This window comes from Terriglobales bacterium, from assembly GCA_035561515.1.
Lineage (GTDB): Bacteria > Acidobacteriota > Terriglobia > Terriglobales > Acidobacteriaceae > DATMXP01.
Genome location: DATMXP010000016.1, coordinates 38,904 through 63,102, shown reverse-complemented (window position 1 = coordinate 63,102; position 24,199 = coordinate 38,904). Strand labels below are relative to the sequence as shown.

At 57.5% G+C, this 24,199-nt stretch carries 26 protein-coding genes; 15 read left to right on the top strand and 11 right to left on the bottom strand.

Annotation, left to right across the window (positions count from 1 at the left end):
• Positions 1-9 precede the first annotated feature (9 nt).
• Both VN577_06615 and VN577_06610 read right to left on the bottom strand, forming a co-directional pair.
• Positions 10-312, bottom strand: coding sequence for a hypothetical protein (locus VN577_06615; protein ID HWR14481.1), 303 nt, complete (start codon positions 310-312; stop codon positions 10-12).
• A 3-nt stretch (positions 313-315) separates the two neighbouring features.
• Entirely contained in the window at positions 316-588 is a 273-nt protein-coding gene (locus VN577_06610) for a hypothetical protein (protein HWR14480.1), read from the bottom strand.
• Positions 589-648: 60 nt separating this feature from the next.
• Here VN577_06610 and VN577_06605 point away from each other — a divergent pair, with 60 nt between their 5' ends.
• Positions 649-1,392: a hypothetical protein gene (locus VN577_06605; GenBank protein ID HWR14479.1), complete on the top strand. Its 744-nt coding sequence runs from the start codon at positions 649-651 to the stop codon at positions 1,390-1,392.
• Here the strand turns inward: VN577_06605 and VN577_06600 are convergent, their stop codons facing one another.
• Complete coding sequence (locus VN577_06600) at positions 1,393-1,854, bottom strand: GNAT family N-acetyltransferase (GenBank protein HWR14478.1); 462 nt, start codon at positions 1,852-1,854, stop codon at positions 1,393-1,395. It abuts the gene before it with no gap.
• 125 nt (positions 1,855-1,979) lie between these two features.
• On the bottom strand, positions 1,980-2,891 hold the full coding sequence (locus VN577_06595; GenBank protein HWR14477.1) for a hypothetical protein: 912 nt from the start codon (positions 2,889-2,891) through the stop codon (positions 1,980-1,982).
• 194 nt (positions 2,892-3,085) lie between these two features.
• Between VN577_06595 and aroE the strand changes: the two genes are divergently transcribed.
• From aroE to VN577_06580, 3 genes are all read left to right on the top strand, one after another.
• Positions 3,086-4,714, top strand: a complete 1,629-nt coding sequence (gene aroE / locus VN577_06590; GenBank protein ID HWR14476.1) for a shikimate dehydrogenase — start codon at positions 3,086-3,088, stop codon at positions 4,712-4,714.
• A gap of 35 nt (positions 4,715-4,749) precedes the next feature.
• Positions 4,750-5,247 carry a hypothetical protein gene (locus VN577_06585; GenBank protein ID HWR14475.1) on the top strand — a complete coding sequence of 166 codons (498 nt, stop codon included), beginning with the start codon at positions 4,750-4,752 and terminating at the stop codon, positions 5,245-5,247.
• Positions 5,248-5,322: 75 nt separating this feature from the next.
• Positions 5,323-5,700: a hypothetical protein gene (locus VN577_06580; protein ID HWR14474.1), complete on the top strand. Its 378-nt coding sequence runs from the start codon at positions 5,323-5,325 to the stop codon at positions 5,698-5,700.
• Here VN577_06580 and VN577_06575 read toward each other — a convergent pair.
• Positions 5,697-6,881 carry a glycosyltransferase family 4 protein gene (locus tag VN577_06575; GenBank protein HWR14473.1) on the bottom strand — a complete coding sequence of 395 codons (1,185 nt, stop codon included), beginning with the start codon at positions 6,879-6,881 and terminating at the stop codon, positions 5,697-5,699. The genes VN577_06580 and VN577_06575 overlap by 4 nt on opposite strands.
• A complete protein-coding gene (locus VN577_06570; GenBank protein HWR14472.1) occupies positions 6,881-8,008 on the bottom strand; it encodes a sensor domain-containing diguanylate cyclase in 1,128 nt (375 codons plus the stop codon). The genes VN577_06575 and VN577_06570 overlap by 1 nt, the downstream gene beginning before the upstream one ends.
• Positions 8,009-8,479: 471 nt before the next feature.
• Here VN577_06570 and VN577_06565 point away from each other — a divergent pair, with 471 nt between their 5' ends.
• The 7 genes from VN577_06565 to VN577_06535 all read left to right on the top strand — a co-directional run bounded on the left by VN577_06565 (position 8,480) and on the right by VN577_06535 (position 16,227).
• Positions 8,480-9,208, top strand: a complete 729-nt coding sequence (locus VN577_06565) for a GvpL/GvpF family gas vesicle protein (protein ID HWR14471.1) — start codon at positions 8,480-8,482, stop codon at positions 9,206-9,208.
• A gap of 135 nt (positions 9,209-9,343) precedes the next feature.
• Positions 9,344-10,951: an ATP-binding protein gene (locus tag VN577_06560; protein HWR14470.1), complete on the top strand. Its 1,608-nt coding sequence runs from the start codon at positions 9,344-9,346 to the stop codon at positions 10,949-10,951.
• Positions 10,952-11,249: 298 nt separating this feature from the next.
• Positions 11,250-12,755, top strand: a complete 1,506-nt coding sequence (locus VN577_06555) for a sigma-54 dependent transcriptional regulator (protein ID HWR14469.1) — start codon at positions 11,250-11,252, stop codon at positions 12,753-12,755.
• Positions 12,756-13,250: 495 nt separating this feature from the next.
• Positions 13,251-13,619 (top strand): TraR/DksA family transcriptional regulator, encoded by a 369-nt coding sequence (locus VN577_06550; protein HWR14468.1) that lies wholly within the window; start codon positions 13,251-13,253, stop codon positions 13,617-13,619.
• Positions 13,620-13,781: 162 nt separating this feature from the next.
• Positions 13,782-15,086, top strand: coding sequence for an alkaline phosphatase family protein (locus VN577_06545; GenBank protein HWR14467.1), 1,305 nt, complete (start codon positions 13,782-13,784; stop codon positions 15,084-15,086).
• Positions 15,044-15,502 carry an HXXEE domain-containing protein gene (locus VN577_06540; protein HWR14466.1) on the top strand — a complete coding sequence of 153 codons (459 nt, stop codon included), beginning with the start codon at positions 15,044-15,046 and terminating at the stop codon, positions 15,500-15,502. Before VN577_06545 ends, VN577_06540 begins: the two co-directional genes overlap by 43 nt.
• A gap of 302 nt (positions 15,503-15,804) precedes the next feature.
• Complete coding sequence (locus VN577_06535) at positions 15,805-16,227, top strand: type II toxin-antitoxin system VapC family toxin (GenBank protein HWR14465.1); 423 nt, start codon at positions 15,805-15,807, stop codon at positions 16,225-16,227.
• Positions 16,228-16,277: 50 nt separating this feature from the next.
• On the opposite strand, the gene VN577_06530 is transcribed toward VN577_06535, so the two are convergent.
• Both VN577_06530 and VN577_06525 read right to left on the bottom strand, forming a co-directional pair.
• Positions 16,278-17,549, bottom strand: a complete 1,272-nt coding sequence (locus VN577_06530) for a Glu/Leu/Phe/Val dehydrogenase (protein ID HWR14464.1) — start codon at positions 17,547-17,549, stop codon at positions 16,278-16,280.
• Positions 17,550-17,759: 210 nt separating this feature from the next.
• The gene (locus tag VN577_06525) at positions 17,760-18,458 is read right to left on the bottom strand and encodes a hypothetical protein (GenBank protein HWR14463.1); all 699 of its coding nucleotides are present in this window, start codon (positions 18,456-18,458) and stop codon (positions 17,760-17,762) included.
• An 88-nt stretch (positions 18,459-18,546) separates the two neighbouring features.
• Between VN577_06525 and VN577_06520 the strand changes: the two genes are divergently transcribed.
• A complete protein-coding gene (locus VN577_06520; GenBank protein ID HWR14462.1) occupies positions 18,547-19,302 on the top strand; it encodes a MerR family transcriptional regulator in 756 nt (251 codons plus the stop codon).
• Positions 19,303-19,306: 4 nt separating this feature from the next.
• On the opposite strand, the gene VN577_06515 is transcribed toward VN577_06520, so the two are convergent.
• Positions 19,307-20,131 (bottom strand): MBL fold metallo-hydrolase, encoded by an 825-nt coding sequence (locus tag VN577_06515; protein HWR14461.1) that lies wholly within the window; start codon positions 20,129-20,131, stop codon positions 19,307-19,309.
• Between the two features lie 261 nt (positions 20,132-20,392).
• On the opposite strand from VN577_06515, the gene trpE reads away from it, so the two are divergent.
• Complete coding sequence (trpE, locus tag VN577_06510) at positions 20,393-21,862, top strand: anthranilate synthase component I (protein ID HWR14460.1); 1,470 nt, start codon at positions 20,393-20,395, stop codon at positions 21,860-21,862.
• On the opposite strand, the gene VN577_06505 is transcribed toward trpE, so the two are convergent.
• Together VN577_06505 and VN577_06500 are read right to left on the bottom strand one after the other, a co-directional pair.
• Positions 21,863-22,387 carry a DUF2231 domain-containing protein gene (locus tag VN577_06505; protein HWR14459.1) on the bottom strand — a complete coding sequence of 175 codons (525 nt, stop codon included), beginning with the start codon at positions 22,385-22,387 and terminating at the stop codon, positions 21,863-21,865.
• A gap of 57 nt (positions 22,388-22,444) precedes the next feature.
• The gene (locus VN577_06500) at positions 22,445-23,053 is read right to left on the bottom strand and encodes a rubrerythrin family protein (protein ID HWR14458.1); all 609 of its coding nucleotides are present in this window, start codon (positions 23,051-23,053) and stop codon (positions 22,445-22,447) included.
• A 120-nt stretch (positions 23,054-23,173) separates the two neighbouring features.
• Here VN577_06500 and VN577_06495 point away from each other — a divergent pair, with 120 nt between their 5' ends.
• Complete coding sequence (locus VN577_06495) at positions 23,174-23,752, top strand: aminodeoxychorismate/anthranilate synthase component II (protein HWR14457.1); 579 nt, start codon at positions 23,174-23,176, stop codon at positions 23,750-23,752.
• A gap of 122 nt (positions 23,753-23,874) precedes the next feature.
• Positions 23,875-24,195: a PilZ domain-containing protein gene (locus VN577_06490; GenBank protein ID HWR14456.1), complete on the top strand. Its 321-nt coding sequence runs from the start codon at positions 23,875-23,877 to the stop codon at positions 24,193-24,195.
• Positions 24,196-24,199: the final 4 nt, after the last annotated feature.

Genomic DNA, 24,199 nt, shown 5'->3' with positions numbered 1-24,199 from the left:
AGGAGGGGGCTAGGATGTTCGCCGAAAGGCAGAGGTCCGCGAGAACTCCAGGGGACGGCGCAGGCGGCGGATCTCGGTGTACAGCATCACACAAAACGTTATCACGAGAGCCATCAATGCGAAAGGGACAGCTACAAAGCGGTAAGCCATGGTCATGTCGGGGTGAGTGTGGCGGAGGACACCGTAGAGCATGCTGGCGGCGATCCCCAGGAACAGGCCAACAGCAAAGCCGATCAGGGTGAAGATGCCGGTAATCAGAAGAACTCGGAAGATGACCCCGAAGGTGGTGGCGAGAATACTTTTCAGTGACACTGGCTAGTTCCGTCCCGCAGCTTTGAAAGTGGGATGCTCGAGCCGCCGGAACCGGTACATGCCCACGGCAAAGCAGATCAGGAAGGCGACCACGGCAAGGGGAATGCCCCAGGTCCGGAAAAAGACACCGGGATCGACCACGACCGACCTGCTGGAAACATCACCGGTCATGCGGGCGATGGTAGCCATGATCGGGACTACCCCCATCATGAGGAAGAAGAAGAACAGCCCCGTGCCGACGAAGGCGAGGAGCACGGATTTCAGGACGGATTTCAAATCAGGAACTCCAACCTGCTATTGTACGACTTCGCAAAGGCGGAGATGGAGTAGGCTAAAATGTCGGTGATGTCCGAGGTCATTCAAGCAACGACGATCAGTCCCGCAGAAGTGGTGCGACAGACACCGGTGTCGCAGGCGAGTAATGGCGTCTGCTATGCCATCCTGAACAACACTACGGTGGCTGCGCAGGATGTGGAGCGAATGGTGGCGGCGGTGCCGCGTCCGGTGGCTGCCTCGCTGACGCGCAAGGCGTATTACTTCGTCCCGCTGACGGTGAGCGAAGGCGACGAGACGGTGATCGCGGATCGCTACGACGTGGGTTTGAGCGACCGGGCTGTATGCCATCGGAACCTGAACCTCGGCGACTCGCAATGCGTGTTCATATCCAGCCGGCTGATGGATGACAAGTTCTCGCTGGCCTTTGAGTTCTACATCAATGTCGCGCATGCATTCGTGGAGCGCGCAGGCGTGCCGAACGATTTCTCGGAGATGGTGTGGAAGCAGGTGGAAGAGCGCCAGCGCGGCGAGACGGGCCTGGATGCGTGGGAGTTCCGCAAAGCTGCCACCAGCAATGTAGGCGACACCGAACGTGCGAAGAATGAGTATTTCAGCGCGGCGTTCTCGGACGCGGTCGCGATTTACATGCTGTCGACGTTCACGGATGTGGATTACTACGACCTGCGGGAAAGAGAGTATCCGTTGCTGGCTCCGAATCCGCTGGCGGAGCGTCTGCGGAATGTGGCGGAACATTTTCCGCCAAACCAGGGGTTCGAGTTCAACATCTTCTATCGCCGCCGGTAATCAGATTCTTTTCTGAAACCAGACGATACCGAAGTCCTGTCCGTTCTTTCGCCCGATATCGCGGAAGTGTCCGCATTCCTCGAAGCCATGCTTGCGGTGGAAGGCGAGGCTACCCTCATTGCGACTACTGACACTGGCGAGCAGCCAGTCGATATGCAAGGTTCGGGCGTTTTCGATCAGCTTTTCCAGAAAAATTGAGCCGAGATGTTGGCCGGTGTGCTCCGGGTCGATGAAGTAGCTGACCTCGGCCGTGCGCTGAAAGGTGCTTGCATGGTGAAAGGGGCGCATAATCGCGAATCCGACGACGTCCCCTGCATGCTTTGCGACGAGCGCGAGATGGGCGGCTTTACGCAATTCCTGAAATGGTTCCTCCGCAACCGGGGATTCCGGGTACGCCGCGAAGGAGTGCTCCACGTAGTAGTTAAATATGCGTACGACGGAGCGGACGTCCCGGTGAGACATGGGCGTTATCTGGCAGGACATGTGGGGGAATATAGCTCCGGCAGAGTTAGATGGCAGTGATATGGAGGCTGGTTCGGGCAAAAGGAAACGGCGCCCGCAGGCGCCGTTGTGGGTATAGAGAGTGTTTACTGGCCGCCTTCGTTCTCGAGTTCAACCTGGTCGCCAACCTGGATCGGTTCCAGCGCATTGGTAATCATGGCGGTGGAACTGGTGGGCGTAACGTTGAGAACGATCATCTGGCCGAGATTGCGTAGAGGCATCTGAGCGGCGATTGCTTTGTTGACTTTTCCGGCATGGACCTGAGTGTCGTCGCCGACTGGGGCTTTCATGGCGGTGGCATCAACGGGGTCGATCTTGGCAGGATCATTGCCGCGCACCGCGCGGAAGTAATCGCCGACCTTTATGCCTTTGTCGGCTCCCGCATTGATGTAGACCTTCTGGCCGGTGCCAACCATGGTGTCAAACTCGCGAGCGAGCACGATGCGGGCGCTGACGCGTCCGGGGCCGCTAGGGAAGCGTTCCATGGTGGTGTTCTTGCGGAAGGCAACGGGGCCATGTTCACGGAACGGAATGGCGAAGTCACCAACGGTTATGCTCTGGCAGGTGAACTCAACTTCCGCGACGGCCATGCTGCCGCGTAGGGCGACAACGCGAATGCGTCCGATGTCAGCGTAGGTCTCGCCCATCGCGGAGATAGCGGATTTCTGTCCGGCAAAAGGCTCGTAGTGGTTGGGATCGCGAACGGGGCGAACGATGGAGTAGAGAGCGCCCTCCTGGAATCCGGAGCCGTTGATGAAGATATGGGCGCCCGTGCCATAGAGAGTTTCATTGGGGCTGTTTACCCCGCCGGCTACAGCGTTCTGCTCGTTGATGTTTTCGTTGGTTACGAACCCGGAACAGTAAATGTCAGAGTAGGTAGGCGCCTGAGCGCGTTCCACGAGATTGGACTGGAACGCCGGCTTGGGTGGCTGTGGTGCCTGTTGAGCGACGGCCACTACAGCCAGAAGCAGCGGCGCTACAAGGATGACGCGTTTCATAATTCCTCCATACCCTACGACGAAAGACACGGGTTCCGGTCGGTCGGAACTTAGCAAACGGCGGGGCAGGATTCAAGGCAGGGCTTAGTTACCGAAGATGTACGTCATCAGGGAGTTAGCGACGAAAAAGGCTAAGAATGTTTGCATCCAAGGCGGTGCATCTGTAAGATGGCGCGGAATTCAAAAAAGGCCCCATGAACACAATCCTGCCCAGTTTGCCGACGCGGCTCATGCCGTTGCGCATCCCACGCATCTGCGTGGCGGTGGCGGGTGGCAATCCAGCCGAACTGCTGGACAAGGCCGAATCGGTCGCGAGGGATAACCCCTTTATTGAGTTCAGGTTAGACTACCTCAAGACCCCTGCCCAAGCGCTGCCGAAGATCAAGAGCTTTCTCGGTTCCCATACGTACGTGACGGCGATCGGGACCTGCCGCCGGGCGGTCAACGGTGGTTTGTTTAAGGGTTCGGTGGCGGCCCAGGTAGACCTGCTTTCCAAGGCAGGACAGGCCGGATGCCACTTCGTGGATGTGGAACTCCAGAGCGCCACGGCAATGAAGGCGCAGGACTTCAGCAAGATCCGGAGCTACGCCGGACTGATACTTTCGTTTCACGACTTTAAGCACACCCGCAAAGTGAACGAGACGTTCGCGGAGATGTCGAGTATTCCGGCGGACATCTACAAAGTCGTCACCACGGCCACGAACCTTCACGACAACGTGGTGATGATGCGGTTCCTGGAAGAGCAATCGCACAACCACAAGATGGTCGGGTTGTGCATGGGCGAGCAGGGGATCATAAGCCGGGTATTGAGCTTGCGTGCGGGCAGCCTGTTCACGTTTGGCGCGTTCAGCCCGGGCGAAGAAACTGCTCCGGGTCAAGTGACCGCCAAAGCGCTGCGGGATGCGTACCGGATCGAGAATGTCGATGCCGCTACGCGGGTGTATGGAGTGGCCGGCGACCCGATCGAACACTCGCTTTCGCCGCAGATGATGAATGCGGCTTTCCGCCGCGAGAACCTGAATTCCGTTTACCTGGCGCTGCATGCCAAGTCGCTCGACGACCTGGTGAAATGCGCAAGGGAGATACCGATCCATGGCATGAGCATCACCATGCCGTACAAGCAGGAGATCATCAAGCATCTCGATAACTGCGAGCCACTATGCGAGAAGGTCGGCGCATGCAACACGGTGATCCGGTCGCAGGAAGGGAAGCTTTACGGATTCAACACGGATGTTGCCGGCGTAACGCGTCCGCTGGAGGCCCGAATTCCGCTGGCTGGATCGAAGGTCCTGGTGCTCGGCGCCGGTGGCGCGGCGCGGGCCGCGGTGTTCGGCCTTCGTGAAAAGGGCGCCAATGTCTTCATCCTGAACCGTACGCCGCAGACGGCGCAGAAACTGGCACGCGAGTCGGGGGCGAAGACAATCCGCCGCGATGAGTTAAAGAAACAGCAGTTCGACGTGATCATCAACGCGACACCAGTGGGAATGGGGAACGGCAAAGCGATCCTCGACGAGAGCGAGATGAACGCCCGCATTGCATTCGACCTGGTGTACAACCCGATGGACACGAAGTTCCTGCAAATGGCGCGGGCGAAAGGCATGACGGCTGTTCCGGGCGTGGAGATGTTCGTCCATCAAGGCGCGCGGCAGTTCGAGATATGGACGGGAAAGCCGGCTCCCTCGCTGGAGATGCAGCAGGTTGTGGTGAACGAACTTGTACATCGCGCTCCGCTGAAGGCACCTGCCGCTCCGGCCAAAGCGGCGCCGAAGACACCAGCAAAAGCCGCGCCAGCGAAAAAGGCCAAGGCCGCCAAAAAGAAATAGCCCAATCCCACCAGAATTCGTCAGAATATATCCATATGCATTGCAAACAGTTGATTGTCTTTTCTCTCTTTTTCCTTGTGAGTATCGCTGCCGTTTCGCAGGAACCGCCGAAGTCGCTTAGCGCGAACGCGCGCTTGTCCGCCGCAAAGTCCGTTTATTTGAAGAACACCAGTAAGAGCGACGTGCCCTTCAGCGTGCTGGAAGCGAGTTTCGAAGGATGGCCGAAGTACTTCGTGGTGAGAACCCCGGAAGAGGCGGACCTCGTGGTCCAGGTGGATGCTCCGGTGGAGACCAGCATGATCCAGGAGCAAGACGGCGAGAAAAAGAAAGAGGAGAAGCCAAAAGACCTGGTCGTGACGGCCGTGAAGCTTTCGGTGCTCGACTCGCATAATCACGTGGTGCTGTGGAGCGCGAGTGACCGTCCAACCGGTAAGGGCACCAAGGACGAAAAGACGATCGCAGCGACGCAGCGGTTGATCGAAGCTTTCCGTACACGCGTGGCAAGCGCAGAAGCAGCGGAAAATAAGCAGTAGCATGGGCTTTTGGGGTATCCGGGAATGCGCTACACTTTCGCGCTGACTTTTCCTGCGGATGGGTAGGAGTGGCTCATGGAGCGCATCCAGTACACGACTGACGCGGGTGTCCGAATCCTGGACATCGATTGCCGCAACTGCTCCGCGGACGAAGTGGCGGAGATCGCCGACAAGGTTCCCGAAGCGGTGCTGAAAGAGCCGGAAGGCTCGGTGCTTCTGCTTTGTGATTTCAGAGGCTCGCAATTTTCGCGCAAGAGCCTGGAGAGGCTGAAGCTCGCTACAGCGCGCGACAGCCGGCAGATCCGGCGTTCGGCGTGGATCATCGACGGGAACCTGCCGAAACCCTTTCATCAAGCACTTCGGAGTTTTTCAGGAAGAGAATTGCGGCTGTTCTCCGAACGGCAGGAAGCGATCGACTTCCTGGTGGAAGAAGCAAAGAGCCAGGCGAGCTAGGCTTCACCCAACGCGTACAGCTTCGGCATAGGGATCCTCGGCAGACGTTCGGAGCGGCGCGCTATGGCGTGCCGATAGACGGCGTCGTAGCGTCGAGCGATGGCCGTCGCCGAACGATGGGTGCGAATGAACTCCCTGCCGCTCTCTCCCAACGACCTGCAAAAATCCTTATCGCCGGCGATGAACCTGGCACGACGGACAAGATCGCCGGCGTCACCGCTCGCGTACCAGATACATCCTTGTCCCTCCGGGGCGCACTCCCGGTTCTCCGGGAGGTCGGTGGCAATTACTGGCCTGCCATAGGCAAGGGCACGAAGCAGGCTCCGGTTGCATCCGGAAGCGTCGGAGCTCCCATGAGCAATCACGACATCGGCACAGGAGAGAGCAGAAGTTCGCTCCGAGGGGGAGAAGACTCGGACAGCTTCGGAAAGGTTCAGGTCACGGAGAAGTCGCCGTGCTTCTTCTGGCTGGTTTGATTCGAGGAGCAGGATCGCGTGCTGCACTTCCGGCAGCATAGCTGCGAAAGCGCGAAGGATGAACTCAGCACCAGTAACGCCGTCGGGAAGACCTATGAATAAGGGTCCATTTGGCTGGTGAATATGGTGTTGCAGCGCCCAATTTGTGCTGTTTACCAACGGGTCCTCGGCCGGGACCGGTTCCGGGATCGTGAATAGATTTTCCGGCAGTGTGCCCCGTTCCATGGCGGTCTTGTGCATAGAAGAGCTACGGGTTACGACCGCGCCTGCGCGTGAAAGGACAAACTGTTCTGCGACGCGAAGCGAACGAACGAGCCAGGGGCCGCTTACCGCCTGCGTGGCGGCTACCTGGTCAATGGTACTGGTGAACTCGTACACCAACGGAAGCGTGCCGCGAATTCCGGCCATGGCGGAAGGAAACGAATGAGCGTGTACGAGTTGAATGTCCGAGGCTGCTTCGGCATCGTTGAGTTCGTGACGCCAATCGCGGACGTCGTGCCACACGGTGAGCAGCGAAAGTTCGCGCGGAGTGCGTGAGGGCCAGAATTCACGCGAAAGCAGTTGCGGGGCCATGCCGATGAGCGACTGCGACTCAGCAAGGGCAGCAGCGTCGCTCGCCAGTTCGCAGGCGTGCAGTACGCGCCACGGGCGGTTATGTGACTCGGTGCGAAGGCGAGAAGTAAGAAGTCCCGATAAGCCGGCCACTAGCTTACCTCCCGCTGATGATGCTTCATCTCCGAGTACATCATCACCTGGTTTCGGCCACGGGATTTCGCTTCATATAGGGCTGCATCGGCGCATTCGATGAGGTCACGTTTGAAGCGGGCATCCTGCGGATACACGGCAATGCCGATGCTGATAGTCAGCTTTTCGACGCTGGACGCCGATCCGGCGAAGAACTTCGAGCGCTCGATACTCTTGCGGATACGTTGCGCGACCCGAGCGGCCGATGCCGCCGGAGTCTCGGGCAGGATGATGACAAACTCCTCACCTCCATAGCGCGCGACGGTATCGACCTCGCGCATGTCCTTGGTCAAGAGAGAGGAGACGTCGCGCAGAACCTGGTCGCCAACGTGGTGGCCGTAACGGTCGTTCAACGGCTTGAAGAAATCGATATCGAGCATGAGAAGAGAGAGCGGCGCCTTCTTGCGCTCGCACCGCTTGATCTCGAGTTCGAGTTGTTGCTCAAGATATCCGCGTGTTTTAAGGCCAGTGAGGTAATCGGTAAACGCAAACGTGAGGAGGCCTTCGTTGGCGTGCTCGCGGCTGAGTATGTTCTCGGAGACGAGAGCGAGGATCCATAGGAGTTGCGCGTCTTCCTCGGTAAAGGCGCCGGGAGTGCGCGAGAAAAACTGCATGGAGCCCAACGTCCGGTTACTGACGACAAGGGGAACGATGAGGGCAGAGTTTGAGTTTGTCTCGTCGAGGACGGCGTCCGCCTGCGGGTGTATGCCCTTGGACACGAGCAGCGGGCGTCCAAACTTGTTAACCCAGAAGTTCAGGATGTTACCGCGTGCGGCAGACTCGGAGATGTTCTCCACACCGCGTGTGGTGCGCAGGAGCATCTGTTCGCTGGTTTCTTCCCAGAAATAGACGAGGGCGGCGTCATAATTGGCGATTTCAGCGGCGAAATCACAGAGCATGCTGAGTGCGGCTTCCATCTGCATGGGAAGTCCGGTGAGCATGCTTAGGCGGAGGATGGTGTTGATCTCGCGCCAGCGGCGCTGAATGGTCTCTTCTCCGACCTCGGAGAAGACCTCGACGACGAAACGGTCAGGTGTAAGGGATTCTGTATGTCCGACGTCGAAAGCCATGGTCGAAGGGCGGCGCACACACTGTGCCTCCCTCCTTGTTGCACGCCCGCTTCCATGCGTGATTCTGGCCGGGAAGATGGATCAGGTCGCAGCGAAACAGTTGGTTTCCAGCCGAGGTGGTCCGGGACCGGAGAGAGGCGCAGAGGCGGCCTGGTTCCTCCGGTGGGCACGCGGTGGCCGTGAAACGGAATCGAGATTCCCACCTTCGCGTAACGTTTCGAACCGGCAGAGTTCGTATGATGAAAAGGAGTTGCACCTTAGCTGGTGCAGTGGTTTCTCAGGCGAAGAGGAGAGGAAGCCATGATGGCTCGTAAAGCGAGATTTTCATGTTTTTGTGCCGCAAAACCGTTGCTTTCTTCATTGTGCTCAGCTAGGATGAACTTCGTAAGGTTCTAAGTACTAGCTCTCAGATGCACCTAGCCGTTCTTTCCGTCGTGTAACCCATCGGCCCCATCTCCCTAACTCTGTTTTGGCCCGGAGAGTTGATGCATGGCGTGGTACGCATACTGTATCGTTGAGCAACAGGCCCTCCTTGGCGGCGCAAGAGCGCGACGTCCATTCCCCATCACTAACATTCAAGGAATCGGTAATTCCCCGGTACTGGGATATCCGAGCGGCGATTTCGCAGTTGTGGTGAGCCCGTATGGACCGGCCACACTCGACCAGCAAGCCGCGCGGGACCATGCCCGGGTCGTCGGCGAATGCTTTAAGTTCGCGACGGTCTTGCCGTTCCGTTTTGGAACTGTATTCGACAACGATGAGGCGCTGCGACGAGCCGTACGGTCGAACCGGCGTCACTTCCAGGAAAACGTGGCTCAACTTCGCGGCAAGTCCGAAATGCACCTGAAGCTGGTGGTGCGGGACGGATCCTTGCGGGAGGTGGGTCCGGAAGTCCTTCCGGCGAAGGTTGGGCTGGAATACCTGAACAGGTTGCGTGAGCGTGCCGCTCTGGACCGGGATCGCCAGAGCAAAGCGAAGACGCTATCGGTTCAGGTCCACAGGCTGTTCAACCCACTTGCTGAGGAAATCAGTTGCAAGAAGGTGGATTCGGGCGGGCTGCTGATCGATATCGCCCACTTGATTGACTCCAAGTCAGTGGAGAAATACCAGAATCGTTACGCCGCAGCGACTCGCCAGTTCAAGAACTGCGAACTGGTCATCAGCGGACCGTGGCCTCCGTACCACTTCCTGAGGGGTAAGGGTAAGGCGGCGAACTAGCCAAGTGTTTTTCCGAAAGCGGCTGCCATCCGGCAGCCGTTTTTGTTTGGCGGCACCTTAGAGAACATCAGCCAGCGGCTATTCTGCATCTAACTACCCAAGTTTGCGGGCGCCGCACGGGTGCCCTTGTCTCCCATGCTCCCAACTGAAGCAAGAATCCTGGTAGTCGACGACGAAGCAAATATCCTGCTGACGTTGCAGGCGATTTTGCAGGAGGACGGGTTTCATGTCGACACAGTTGCGGACGGCGCGGAGGCAATTCAAGCGATACGGTCGCGGCATTACGACCTCGTGCTTACGGACCTGAAGATGCCGGGTGTGGACGGACTCGGTGTGCTGGCGGAAGTACAAAAGTGCTCACCAAACACAGTCACGATCATGATGACCGGTTACGGATCGGTCGATTCGGCATTGGAAGCGGTTCAATTGGGCGCCTATGACTACCTGTTGAAGCCGATGGAGATCGCGGCATTGAAGCAGGCGGTTCGGCGATCCCTGGAGCGGAAGCGGCTTTCGGAAGTAGACCGCTTGTACCGGGTGGCGAGCCGGGTGTCGGCGAGTTTTGATCGTGACGCCATCGCCAAGGAAGTGGAGGAGGCCGCGCAGCAAGTGTTGCGGGTGAGGGGAGCGAAGATCTATCCGTTTTCGGCGGGAGATTCGTCTGGTGTGGATTCGAGCTTGACGGAGATTCTCAATGACCGGATCGTGCAGGCCATACTGGAGCAGGGGATGAGCCTGACGGACCGGGAAGCTCCGTTGCCGCTGGAGAAGTGGGCCTCGGAGCAAGGAATGCGTAGCTTCGCAGTGGTGCCGGGGATCGGAAACGGCCGGCTCAGTTGCGTGCTGGTTGCGCACAATGGCGGCCAGGAATATGAGTTCCATGCGTCGGCGCTGCGCTATTTACAGGCGCTCGCGGCGCAATGTGCGCTGGCCTTGTCGAACGCCACGCTATTCTCGCGACTTCAGCAGAACAACCTGGAACTCGAAGCGGCGAACCGCAAGCTCCGCGAACTAGACCGATTGCGCACGCAGTTCCTTAGTATCGCGAGCCATGAATTGCGAACGCCGCTGACGATCGTCATGGGCTACAACTCCATGTTGAAGGAGTCTCTGGCGGATCGCGCCAACGAAGACGAGAAGGAGTTGATTGGCGAGTCGGTGACTGCGTGCCAGAAGCTGATTCGGATGGTGAACTCCATGCTCGACCTGACGCAGATGGACGCAGGCAAGATGCGAACCGAGTTCCGCGCAACTGACCTGATCGCGTTGATAAGCGCTGTGGCTACCCTGTTTCAGGCCGAGGCGGCGAATCGTGGCATACATCTGGGCATGGAGGTTCCGTCGAAGCTTCCGAAGCTTCTGGTTGATCCCGACCAGATCGAGCAGGTGGTCATTAATCTGGTCGGCAACGCCCTGAAGTTCACGGATAGGGGTGGGCAGATCCATCTTGCTCTGCGATACGACACAGAGGCAGAGACGGTGAGTATTGCCGTGTCGGATACGGGAGCGGGCATAGCGCCGGAGGACCAGGAGGTGATCTTCGACGAGTACGCCCAACTGGAGAAGCGAGCGAAGAAATCTTCTCGGGAGGGGACCGGGCTCGGGCTGGCGATCGTGAAGAGGATCGTGGAAGCGCATTCGGGAGCGGTAGGCGTGGAGAGCACTGTCGGGAAGGGCAGCACGTTTACCATTGTGTTACCAGCACGAAAACTGGCAGGTTCTGCTTCGGCTGTTCCCGCCTGAGGCAACTCGGGACCCAATTGTGTTATTCCAATGCATAGAGTGTGAATGGAAGTACAATATCCGCGAGCGTAGCTGGAAGGCTGCGTGCGGAAAAGCACATCAAGGCAGTGGCGAGTGGGGCGTGCTGAAAGTGATGTGTTCCGAGACTGATTGAATCTCTGCTGATTTACTAGTAACCCCACCACCGCCGTCGGCCAAACCAGGGCTGGACGGATTGGAAGCAGAGTCGATTTTCCGGCCTGACCGGAATGTGAAAGTTTCACTGCGTCCAAAAGACGGACATTGGAGTTTGCCGGTGATGCCAGTCCCTCGAGTTCGCGTGCTCGTTGTCGATGACGACCCGAGCATGTCTCGTTTCCTGAGCAGTTATCTGAGTCGCCAGAACTACGAGGTAAGCACGGCCGCGAGCGGTGAAGAAGCGATCCGCATGTTCCGGGTGTATGACCCCACGCTGGTGCTGCTCGATATGGCGATGGGCGGGATGGATGGCATCGACACGCTTGAACGCCTGAAACAGATAAAGCCGGAAGTGGCGGTGATCGTTGTGTCCGGCCAGAACAGCCCGGACCTCATCTTCCGCGCGTCGAAGGCGGGCGCCGAGGATTACATCAGCAAGCCATTCGATCCGAAAGACCTCGAGAGCCGCATCACCAAAATTCTCGACAAGCAGAGGCTTTCGACCGAAGCCACCCAATTGCGCGAACAGGTGCGCAAACAGACCGACTTCACCATGCTGTTCGGAACCAGTCCGAAGATGGAGGAAGTGAAGCAGACGATTGAACAGGTGGCGGATACGACGGCCACAGTGCTCATCCGCGGTGAAAGCGGCACGGGCAAGGAAGTTGTGGCTCGTATGGTCTACGGCCATTCCATGCGGCGCGATAAATCGTTTGTGAAGGTGAATTGCGCGGCGATTCCCCACGAGTTGCTGGAAAGCGAACTGTTCGGCTACGAACCCGGCGCGTTTACCGGAGCCACGCGGCAGAAGCTCGGCAAGTTCGATCTCGCCAACCAGGGCACGCTATTCCTTGATGAGATTAGCGAGATGCATCCGGCCTTGCAGGCCAAGCTGCTGCACGTGTTGCAGGACGGCGAGTTTGCCAGGCTGGGTGGGAAGCGCGATATCGCGGTCGACGTGCGCGTGCTGGCGGCGACCAACAAGCCGTTGGAGAGAGCGGTGGAAGAGGGTCATTTTCGTGAGGACCTGTTCTACCGACTGAATGTCGTTACCATCCACATTCCGCCGCTAAGGGAAAGGCGCGAAGAGATACCGGTATTCATCGACTTCTTCCTGAGCAAATACAGCGACTTCTACGGGAAAACCCCGCCGCCATTCAGCGATTATGCGGTCGGGCGGATGATGGAATACAACTGGCCCGGCAACATTCGCGAACTGGAGAACCTGGTGAAGCGGTATGTGATTGTGGGGAAGGAGTCGCAGATCATCCGTGAACTTTCCACGCACAAGCCGATCGTTTCGTCGTTAAGCGGCACGAGTCCTCTTTGGAACCCGAAGAACTCGGATGGGGAAGCTACTCCACAGCAGGTGCCTCCGCCGGCACCCGTGGTGGCGTTTTCCGGTACGGGCGGTGACTCAAAGGAAATGCCGTCGTTGCTTGAGATCGGACGTCGCGCAGCGATGCAAGCCGAGCGGGAAGCCATTGAGCGGGTGCTGGCGCAAACCCGATGGAACCGCCGCCAGGCTGCCAAGATCCTGAAGATCAGCTACAAGGCGCTTCTGAATAAACTCAAGGCGATCGAAGAGCAGAACCAGGCAGCTCAAAGTAAGCAGCAGAGTGCCTAAGCTGAGAACCTGGATACCAAGTTATCCCTGCTGATATTTTCTCCTCGACTCATATTGAAACACCGGATTTTCAGGTTAACTGGTTGCCCTCTCAACAGCTTACCCGTTCCACAAGAGATGCTCATGTACTTTGGTTGAGCAAGTGCAACTTACGGAGGTAACAAAAGAGGCCGTTGACACTTTGAATGATCCCTCTTCCTGAGATATCGACTTCTCTCTGTACGTTCCGGCGGAGTCGGAACGGCGTCTTGCATCGCCTTCCCTGAGATTCCCTCCCTCCTTGCCTCTTTTAAAAGCGGTCCCTGAAAAGGGGCCGCTTTTTTGCATATGTTCTCCGTGGATGATGGAGCCGAAGTCGGTCTGGCTGCATCCAACGTTGGTCATCCGTAATAGGCGGCGTTCGTTGACGAACCTCGAAACCGGGGTCTATCATTTCCGATTCGCCACCTGTTTGGGACAACGAAAGGCGAAGGTTTTCGAAGTCTGACAAAGTCGATGGACAAGAAGAAACTAGAACAGTTCAAGAAACGACTCGAGGAACGACAGGCCGAGCTGCGTAAAACCGTCTCTACCCGCCAGCAGGACGGACGGAATCAGGGCGAAGATATCGCGCAGGACATCGCCGACAAGGCTGCCAGCTCGTACAACAAGGAGTTCCTCTTCACGCAGAGCACAAACGAGCGGCAGATGCTGGGGATGGTGGATAGCGCGCTGTCTCGTATCCGCGAGGGTACTTACGGGGAATGCATTTCCTGCGGCAACGAGATCAATTCCAAGCGTCTTGAAGCGGTGCCCTGGACCCGTTACTGCATCGAGTGCCAGGACAAACTGGAAAAGGGCCAACTGGAACAAGTTACTCCGTAGTCTTCATGCCTCTTCAGATCCCGCAGTGAGCACCGGTTCTCCGGCACTGCGGGTTTCGTTTTTTGCGGGACCCCAGCAACAGTCCATCACTCCTTTAAGTGATTCGGCGTAGTCCTACCGCGCGCGGCATTGGTGTTTAATGCTTCCAGCAGCACTGTTGCCATGCAATCTTCACGTTTTCGCAAGCTAGTACTTGCCGTCGTTTGTCTGTTCACGGTTTCTCTTTTTGCCGCGAACCGAATCACCGACCTGCGTCCGACGGTAATCCTGGTATCCATCGACGGATTTCGTCCGGACTATCTGAACCAGGTCTCCACGCCAAACCTGCACTCGATCATGCAGCGCGGCCTTCGTGCCAAGTACATGATCCCGTCGTTCCCGACCAAGACGTTTCCCAACCACTACACGCTGGTGACGGGACTGTATCCCGCACACCACGGAATCGTGGCGAACACCATGTACGATCCCGGATCGGATTCATGGTTCCGTATGGCGGACCGATCCGCAGTGGAAGACGCGCGCTGGTGGGGCGGGGAGCCGATCTGGGTTACGGCGGAAAAGCAGGGCGTGAGGACAGCACCGTTATTGTGGCCCGGTGCCCAGGCGGCGATCGAGGGCACACGGCCCTCGTACAGCCAGCAGTATGAAAAGGACCTGACATCTGAGCAGCGCGTTGCCAAGTTGTTCGAATGCATGGATCTCTCGGCATTACTGAGACCGCAGCTCTTCACTCTGTATCTCGAAATGGTGGACAACGCCGGCCACGACTTTGGACCTCGCTCTCCACAGGTCCGCGAGGCAGTGCAGGAGGCCGACAACGCCGTGGGTCTGTTGCTCAACGGCCTTCGTCTGCGAGGTGTGGAAGATCAGGTGAACATCATCGTTGTCTCCGACCACGGCATGGCGCCTATCTCGACCAAGAAGATTGTGTACCTGGACGACTACATCGATCCGAAGACCGTGCAGATCGTGGATGGCAGTCCGGTATTGTCACTTCGTCCGAAAGACGGAAACGCGGAAGCACTGTACCAGAAGCTGAAGAAGATTCGGCACGCGAAGGCTTATCTCTCGACGGCCGTACCCGAGCGCTGGCACTTCAACGACAGCCCGAGAATCACGCCCGTGGTGGTGGTTGCCGATGATGAATGGACGATCAGTACGCGCGATTACCTGAAGACGCATCCGCTCAAGGGTGGGAACCATGGCTTCGACAACAGCACAAAGAATATGCGGGCAATGTTTTTCGCGGCGGGTCCTTCCTTCCAGAAGGGTAAGATGAAGCCGTTCCCGAACATCCACATTTATTCGCTGCTGGCGTACTTGTTAAACGTGAATCCGGCGAAGACCGACGGTTCGGTCGAGGTGTTCAAATCGCACCTGTTGCCGTCTACGGTCCGGCAGCCAACCAGAAAGCAGTTGGCACCATGGCAGAAAGAACGGGATCAATACGCGGTGTTGATGAAGTAAATCGAACAGGACGTTTCCTGTGGGCATGGGTGGCGTTTGCTTTTGCCCTGGCCATCCACGTAACTGACGAAGCCGCGCACAACTTCCTCTCGTGGTACAACCCTAACGTCCTCGCCATTCGCGCGAGATTTCCCTTCCTGCCGATTCCTACCTTCACATTTCGTCAATGGATTCTCGGGCTCGCGGCAGCAGTGGTTCTGCTGCTCTGCTTGTCCCCGTTCGCGTCACGAGAGGCGAGATGGCTGAAACTGGTAGCGATCCCACTTGGTGTGATTGTGGGGATATTGAATGGGCTTCAACACTTGATCGTGAGCGTTTACCTGGGGCGAATGGCCCCGGGGGCTTTGAGCGGGCCCATATTGATTCTGGCCGGGGGCTGGCTCGTGCTGGAGGCGAGGCGGAAGCCAGAATGGTAGGTCTCGGGAAAATATGTATTACTGCATTTAGTATGTAGTTTGTATAACTATTTGTAAGAATGATATATAATGTAAGACATGAAGCTATATAGCCAGTTGAGCACGAAGGGCCAAGTGGTCATACCGGCTGAGATCAGACAGCGTTACGGATTGACCTCAGGCACCCGCTTGGCGATCGAAGCGCACGAGGATCACATCGTTCTCCGCCCGATCACTGATGCTTACATCGAAAGCCTACGCGGATGCCTCAAAGGGCCTTCGCTGTCGGAAATGCGTGAAAGGGAGCATAGAGACGATAGGGAATGACGTTCGTACTTGATGCAAGTGCTGTTCTTCGATTTCTGGACAACGAGCCCGGGGCTCTTGAGGTAGAACGCCTGATTAAAGATGCTGCGATCGGTGCACACGACCTCTTGATGTCCGCGGCGAACTGGGGCGAAGTGTTCTACATCGTTCTGAAGGCACACGGGGTTGTCAGTGCAGAGAACATTGAGAATCGGTTTCAGAGTTTACCGATCAATGTGCTTTCAGTAGATCCCATCGTTGCAAGGGAAGCGGCCGAGTTTCGCTTCCGGTTCAAGGTTCCCTTTGCGGACTCTTTTGCGGGAGCACTGGCCCTGCGCAACAATGCCACCCTCATAACGGCGGACAATGATTTCCGTGTTGTGGGTAACGCGCTCAAAGTGAGTTTTCTGCCCAACAAGTCGAAGGGGCGTACACCGTAAGCAAAAAGGCCCGGTTCCTCACCGGGCCTCTGTTCGATGAACTTCTACTTTTACGCGTAAATACCGCGCTGGCGGATGGTATAAGCCACGCGGTCGATCGCCAGCATGTATGCGGCGATGCGGTTATTTACGTTGTGAGTTTCGGCATAACGAACCACATCTTCGAACGAAGCGCGCATGATGTGATCCAACTGTTCGTTCACAACCGATTCCTTCCAGAAGTAGCCCTGACGATCCTGAACCCACTCAAAGTACGAGGTGGTCACGCCGCCGGCGTTGGCCAGGATGTCGGGAATGACGAAGATCTTGTTGTCGGCAAGGATGTCGTCGGCGTGCGCAGTGGTGGGGCCGTTCGCACCTTCAGCGATGATCTTCGCCTTAATCTTGGCGGCATTCTTGCTGGTGATGACGTTCTCGGTCGCTGCGGGCACCAGGATGTCGCAATCCGTGAGGAGGAGTTCATGCTGGTCGTGCGGCTCGGCTCCCTTGAACCCATGGATGGTGCCGTTGCGATAGCGGTGCTCCCAAAGAGCATCGATGTCGATGCCGTCCTTGTTGTAGAGACCACCATCGAACTCGGCGATACCGATGATCTTGTAGCCGGCTTCGTGCATCAGGCGGGCTGCATTTGAACCGACATTGCCGAAGCCCTGCACGATGACGCGAGTGGATTCACGGCTCATACCCATGCGCTTGAGGGCTTCATCACACACGACCATTACGCCGCGACCCGTGGCTTCGCGGCGGCCCTTGCTGCCGCCCATATTGAGTGGTTTGCCGGTAACGACGGCCGTCACGGTCTGGCGCATGTGCATGGAATAGGTGTCCATGATCCAGGCCATCACCTGCTCGTTGGTGTTCATGTCGGGAGCGGGCACGTCTTTCTCGGGCCCGATGAACTCGACTAGTTCAGCCGTGTAGCGGCGGGTCATGCGTTCGAGTTCGTGCATGGACATCTTCTTGGGATCGCAGATGATGCCGCCCTTGCCGCCGCCGAAGGGGATGTTCACGACGGCGCATTTCCATGTCATCCAGCTCGCGAGGGCGCGGACTTCGTCGAGGCTGACATCGGGGCTGTAGCGGATTCCGCCCTTTGCGGGACCACGAGCGATGGAGTGCTGGACGCGATATCCGGTGAAGACTTCAATGTGGCCGTCGTCCATTTGGACGGGGATGTAAACGGTAATTTCGCGGTTGGGGCTGCGGAGGATGCGCCAGAGACCTTCGTCGAGGTTGAGTTTCTGTGCGGCCATGTCAAACCGGGCCGCCTGTGCTATCCACGGATTGGTTTCTTGATCCAGGGGAATAGAAATGGTGCTCATTCAATCTCCAAACGGGCAGGGAACTTCAATCGCACCACATCGGATGCAGGTTGGCGCGCTCCCGGCGCCATATCTGTATCTTGCGCCAAATGGCCAATTCTAAGCTTGAAGCGGAAAGTTGGGCAAGGCGACGAGGGTGCAGGAACCAAGGTGGTGAGGGGAAACCCGCGTGCTGCACCTGGGACAGAACGCGGGTCGGGGGGAGGGCGACTATTTGGCGCCGAGATAGCTGAGATCCGGCCGGTGAGAAGCTGTTTCGGTGCCGACTCTCTGGATGAGGTTTGCGTCGCGTTCGGAAATAGAGGCGAGGAGCTTTCGCACGGTTTCGGAGGTCGGGCCTAAATCCGAGTTCTTGTCTGCGGCGAGCAACAGGAGGTATTGCATGGTGCCGTTGGCTGGGCGCAGCAGTGCATGCGGAGGCGCCGCGGTACCTTGCAACGCGCTTGCGATAGAAGCTTCGAACTGACCGCCGAAGCCGGGACGTATGTCTAAGTAGACGAAGGTCAGCAGGCGCGAAGAGAGGCGCTGTTCGTCGAGATTGCTGGCGGCGGGCACAACTTCGAAGGTCGAGACCTGACGGACATCGGCGTAAGGGACTACGTTCTTTTCGTTGTCGCCACGGTCGCCCGACGGATTGACGGGCGAATCAAAGTCAGTCCAGGCATGCCCGAAGCTGGCATCGACAAACCATCCCGAGCGGTCGCCGGAATTGATGTTCCAGCCATGCCAAATCCACGGGTCCTTCGCGTTCGTGTGCCAGACCAGGTGGCGTTTATAGCCCTCTTCAAACTGACGTTCCATGCCGGGCTTCGGCTGCCACGTAACCATGCGAACGACATTGCGATTCTCCTGAGAGAGGACCACGGTCGCTACGAGAAGGACGAGCGAGAGCAGCTTCAGAACTTTCATTCCAACCTCCAGGACAAGGTGAACATTCCCGTAGGGGGAAGGTGCAACGGCTGAAAATGGGGTATCGTGGTGGGATGTGGGGTAAGCCGTGAAGCTGCGGATCAGTGAATTTGCGCAGTTGGCCGGGGTGTCGGCGAAGGCGCTGCGCTATTACGACGAGATCGGGCTGCTGTCGCCGGCAGCGGTCGATGCCCGCTCGGGTTACCGTTACTACGACACAAGGCAGTTGGTCAGGTTGAACCTTATCGTTGCGTTTAAGGACATGGGCTTGGCGCTGGATGAGATTCGTCCGCTGCTTTCGGGATCGGCTTGTGCACAACGAAGTGCGCTGGAGGCGCTGCGCGGGGAAATTCGAACGTCCATCCAGAAAGCGGGACAGAAACTGCGATTGCTGGAAGCCGCTCTCGCCGGCGACTACGAATTCGGAGCCGTCACTGTGCAGACGAAGCGGCGTCCTCCGGTGAGGATTGCGTCAGTGCGAGCGACGGTCGATGCGTACGAACACGTTGCCGACATGGAGAAAGAGCTTCTTGCGAACGTTCCAGAGGACTGTGTCGGAAAGCTGCGCGGTGTTTTGTGGCATCGATGCGCGGATTCCGGCGTGCTCGAGGGGGAGCCGTTCATCGAACTGACAACGCGGCTAAGTCGTCGGAGCGTGTTCGACCAGCGGGAACTGCCTCCGGCGACTCTGGCGTGCGCCTACGCTGGAAACACGGAAGAAGAAGCCGAGCACGCCTACGATGCCATCCGGCAATGGATGCGAGTGCAGAACGTTCAACTCGCGGGACCGAAGCGGGAGTTGTATTGGGGAGAGTTGCTGGAGATTCAGTTCCCGGTCGCCTGATCGGCTAGAGCTGGATTTCCATTCCTTCGGCGGCCGCCCGCACCTTCGGGTAGTAGTTGCTGGCGTCGCGGACGATGTTGTCGATACAGGCGTCGCTGTGGTCGGGATCGTGGTGGAAGAGCACGAGTTCCTTAGCGCCACTTTGCATCACGATGTTGATGGCTTCACGCCAGTGACTGTGCCCCCAACCGCGCTTGTGCGCTTCATACTGATCCGGCAGGTATTGAGCGTCGTAGATAAGGACATCGGCGCCTTCCGCCAGCTTGCGAACGTTCTTGTCGAAGATGGGATGGCCAGGTTCGTTGTCGGTGGCGTAGACGATGACCCCTTCGTCGGTCTCGAGCCGGAAGCCCAGGCACCCTTGCGGATGGTTCAGCCACATGCTCTGGATGATGCAGTTGTCGAAGGCGATCCGGTCTTCCTCAATGTCGTAGAAATTACGGTGAGCTGCCATCTCGCTCATGTCGACGGGAAAGTAGGGATCGGCCATCTGCTCTTCGATGGCGCGCTGCAGGTTGCGACTGCGGCTGGAAGAGTGAAAGAAGAAATAGTTGTCGCGCGATTCATACAGGGGACTAAAGAATGGAATTCCCTGGATGTGGTCCCAGTGAAAATGCGACAGGAAGATGTGGGCGTGGATTGGCTTCTCGGATTCTCGTGCGGTCTTGGAGAGTGCTTTGCCGAGGTTGCGAAAGCCGGTCCCGCAATCGAAGACGTAGATGTGCCCGTTGATGCGGACCTCTACGCAAGAGGTGTTCCCCCCATAACGCATGTTCTCTGGCTGGGGAGTCGGGGTAGACCCGCGTACACCCCAGAATTTAATGTGCATGCGCCTTCCTTGCAGTGCGGCTAAAAGGCAGTGCCATCCGCCAATCTCAATGCAATCTGCAACTAATCGCGTCTTGGGCGCCCGGGGGCAGCGCTCGTAAGTGCAGGCAGTATATGACACTTCTAGGACACACCGTCAATTTCATTTCAGGTTCCGGAAGTACCAGATCGAGATGGAACCGCGGCGGTTACTGCAACAGCCATAGGGCGTTAGTTTGGGTCGGCACGCCTGGATTGTGACGTTGCTAAACTGTTTCTCAGGATGATTCGCCCTACCCTGAAAGAGTTCATGGCGCTGGCCCGGACAGCCACGCTGGTCCCGGTCGCGAAGTCGGTAAGCGCCGACCTGCTTACGCCCGTCTCGGCGTTCTTGTCGTTTGCTGCCGACGAGCCGTATTCGTTTCTGCTCGAGTCCGTCGAAGGCGGAGAGAAGATCGGGCGCTACACCTTTCTGGGCGCGAACCCATACATGCGGCTCATCTGCGACGAGAGCGGAGTGGTTCTCTATCGGGGCCGCAAGCAGGACAAGGTGGATGGCGAGCCGGTCGAGGTCATCCGCCAGTTGCTGAAGCAGCATCAACCGGCGAAGGTGCCAGGGCTGCCTCCGTTTACTGCGGGAGCGGTGGGCTTTGTGAGCTATGACATGGTGCGTCGTTTTGAGCGCCTGCCGAAGACGGCCAAGCAGGACGTCTACGTTCCCGACTGCGTGCTCACGTTCTACGACCGAGTGCTGGCGTTCGATCACGTGCGGCACCAGATTCACATTATGGCGGCCGCCGATCTCCGGCATGAGAGCCCGCGCCGCGCTTACGAGCGTGCCGTACGCGATATCGAAGCCATCGAGAAGAAGCTGGCAAAAGGCTTCAAGCCGCCAAAGACGAAAGTTGTCCCCGGCAAGTTGAAAGTAAAGCGTCCCACGCCGCAGAAGAAGTTCGAAGATGCAGTCCGAAAAGCCAAGGATTACATCGCGGCAGGCGACATCTTCCAGGTCGTGTTATCGCAGCGTGCCGAATTTGAGCCCGGAGTGGAGCCCTTTCAGATTTACCGCGCGCTGCGTCGTGTGAATCCCTCGCCCTACATGTACTACCTGAAACTTGGCGAGAACACGGTTCTGGGTTCCTCACCGGAAATGCTCGTGCGGGTGAAAGGACGCGAACTCGAATACCGTCCGATTGCGGGCACCCGTTGGCGCGGCAAAGACGAAGTCGAAGACCAGCGGATCGAAACCGAACTGCTCGCAGATGAGAAAGAGCGCGCCGAACATGTAATGCTCGTTGACCTTGGCCGCAATGATGTAGGACGGGTCAGCGAATATGGATCGGTGAAAGTGCGCGACTTGATGTTCGTGGAGAAGTACTCGCACGTGATGCATCTGGTGTCGGCCATCGAAGGCAAATTACGCGAGGGACTGGACGCGTTCGATGCCTTTGCGTCCTGCTTCCCTGCGGGAACCCTGAGCGGTGCACCGAAAGTGCGGGCGATGGAGATCATCGAGGAACTCGAACCATTGCGTCGTGGTGTGTATGGCGGGTCTGTTTTATACGCAGATTTTGCAGGGAATCTGGACTCCTGCATTGCAATCCGCACGATGTTCACGAGCGGCAAGCGTGCGTTTGTGCAAGCCGGGGCGGGGATCGTGGCTGATTCGGTGCCTCAGAGGGAGTACGAAGAGTGCGTTAATAAGGCGCGGGCACTCGTGCACGCGGTCGAGTTGGCCCGCTCCGGAGAGTGATTACTTCCCGACGTTAACTTCCTCGCCCGGTGTCGGGGCAACGAGTGCCTGAACTCCATATTCGTGCACCAGGCGTCCGCCGTTGTGTGCGGTGTTCGCCAGCAGCACTGCCCCATAGCCATAAAACAACAGGAATAGCAGCGGCAGAGCCGTGGTGAAGATCCTCGTGTTGCGCTTCAGCACGATCGGCAGGACCAATAAGACCGCGAACACAGTGGTGAGTACCGTGAAGGTTACACGCGTACGCTCCGCCAAGGCTTCATGCCGTTCGAGAATACGGTTGATCTCCGGCGTGCGAGTTGCGATCTTGCCTGCTGCCTCGCCGGTTTCAACAGCGATGAATGTCGAAGCCGTCCCGATCAGCATCAACAGCAGCGCTGCGATCAGGAAGCTTCTCGCCTGCTTTGGGCACACAGCCGCGCCGATCAACACAAAAACCGGCGCGATGAGCAGAAGTCCAATGGGGAAATGGATGATCAGCGGGTGAAGGCCATCCCAGGTGGGTACAGGCGGAAGTTGAAGCATAGTGCCTCCTATGAATGGAAACAGCAGGGGCCGAGAACCTCGACCCCTACAACGCGGTTAAGCCACTGGCACGTACTTCTCTTTGGGGTTGAAGCAGGCCGGACACTTTTCGAAGTCGATCTTCGTGGTCGTGTACCCGCAAATCGTGCAGACGTAGTACTTCACGCCCGCGGTTTTCATCTTAGGCAGATTCTCGCCTGCGTTCTTGTAAAGAGACGCATGCTCCGCTTCGGCAGTCTTCGCATAATTGAAACTGGTTAGCGCGTCGGTGTTCCGCTCTCCGCGGGCTACCTTGATGAACTCCGGATACATCACGTCACGCTCGTACTCTTCACCCTTCACTGCGGCCTTCAGATTTTCGGCCGTTGATTTCACGTCGGGCTTCTCAATTTTTGCCTGCGGTGTAGCGCCGAGTTTCTTGATGACGACAGCGTGGTTAGCAGCGTGAATTTCCTCCGCGCGCGCTGCGGCGCGGAACAAAACGGCGGCCTGTTTGTAGCCGTCCTGATCCGCTTTCGCTGCAAAGGCTACATAGCGAGCATGTGCGTTACTCTCGCCGTTAAATGCGGCTTGCAGGTTATCCAGCGTCTTCGTGGCCCACAGAGCAGAAGGAAGCAGTAACAACGCAATCACAGACAGTACAACGAAAAAAGCAGATTTCTTCATCCGAAACTCCTTTCTTCCAATTGCCCAAATCGTAGGACTGCCCAAAGCCGCTGGCGACACCATGAATCACGTCCCCACGTGATAATGGATATGCCAAAATGCGCTAATCTAGAACAGCCGATGGTTTTCGTTCTCGACAACTACGACTCGTTTACCTACAACCTCGTCCAGTACCTTGGCGAACTTGGGCAAACGATCCAGGTACGCCGCAACGACCAGGTCACTCTGGACGAGATCGAGGCAATGCGTCCTGACCGCATTCTTGTATCTCCCGGTCCGTGTACCCCTCAGGATGCAGGCATCTCCATCGCGCTAATAAAGCACTTCGCCGGCAAGGTCCCGATTCTTGGCGTATGTCTCGGGCACCAGGCGATTGGAGCTGCTTTTGGTGGAGAAGTAGTGCGGGCCAAAAACCTCATGCATGGCAAGACCAGCCTGGTTGAGCATGATGGCCGCACCATTTTCAAGGACGTTCCTTCGCCCATTCAGGCCACGCGATACCACTCGCTCGTGGTAAGTCGGAAAGGGTTACCTCCGGAATTGGAGATCAGTGCACAAACAAAGGATGCGGACGGCAATGTCGTCATCATGGGACTGCGGCATAAGCGGGTTCCCGTGGAAGGGGTGCAGTTTCACCCGGAAAGCGTCCTTACCGATCATGGCAAGCGAATGGTGAAGAACTTCGTGGAACTTTCGTGACTATTACCGCCTGCCAACCCCGCCAGTACCGAAAGCAGTGAAATCAGCGTTCATCTCTGTAATCTGTTGACAACAGGCGCATGGGGGCGAGATGCTTACGCCTCAAGGATGGAGGAATCCTCATGGCCGAACCGCAACGGGAGCAACGAGCCACACGCCGCTTCGCTCTCCGCCTTCCTTTAACTGTTAAGTTTCCTCAGGGAGAGCAGAAGGACGCACAGACTCGCGACGTAAGCGCACGTGGTATTTCCTTTTATATCGATAGCTCGATCGCGGAAGGCTCTCCCATAGAATTCACCCTTACCTTGCCACCCGAAATCACGCTGACCGAAAGCATCCGCGTGCATTGCAAAGGCAAAGTGGTGCGCGTTGAGCCACAAACGCCGGGGCGAGTTGGTATCGCCGCAGTCATCGAGCGGTACGAATTTCTTGCTGATACATAGATTT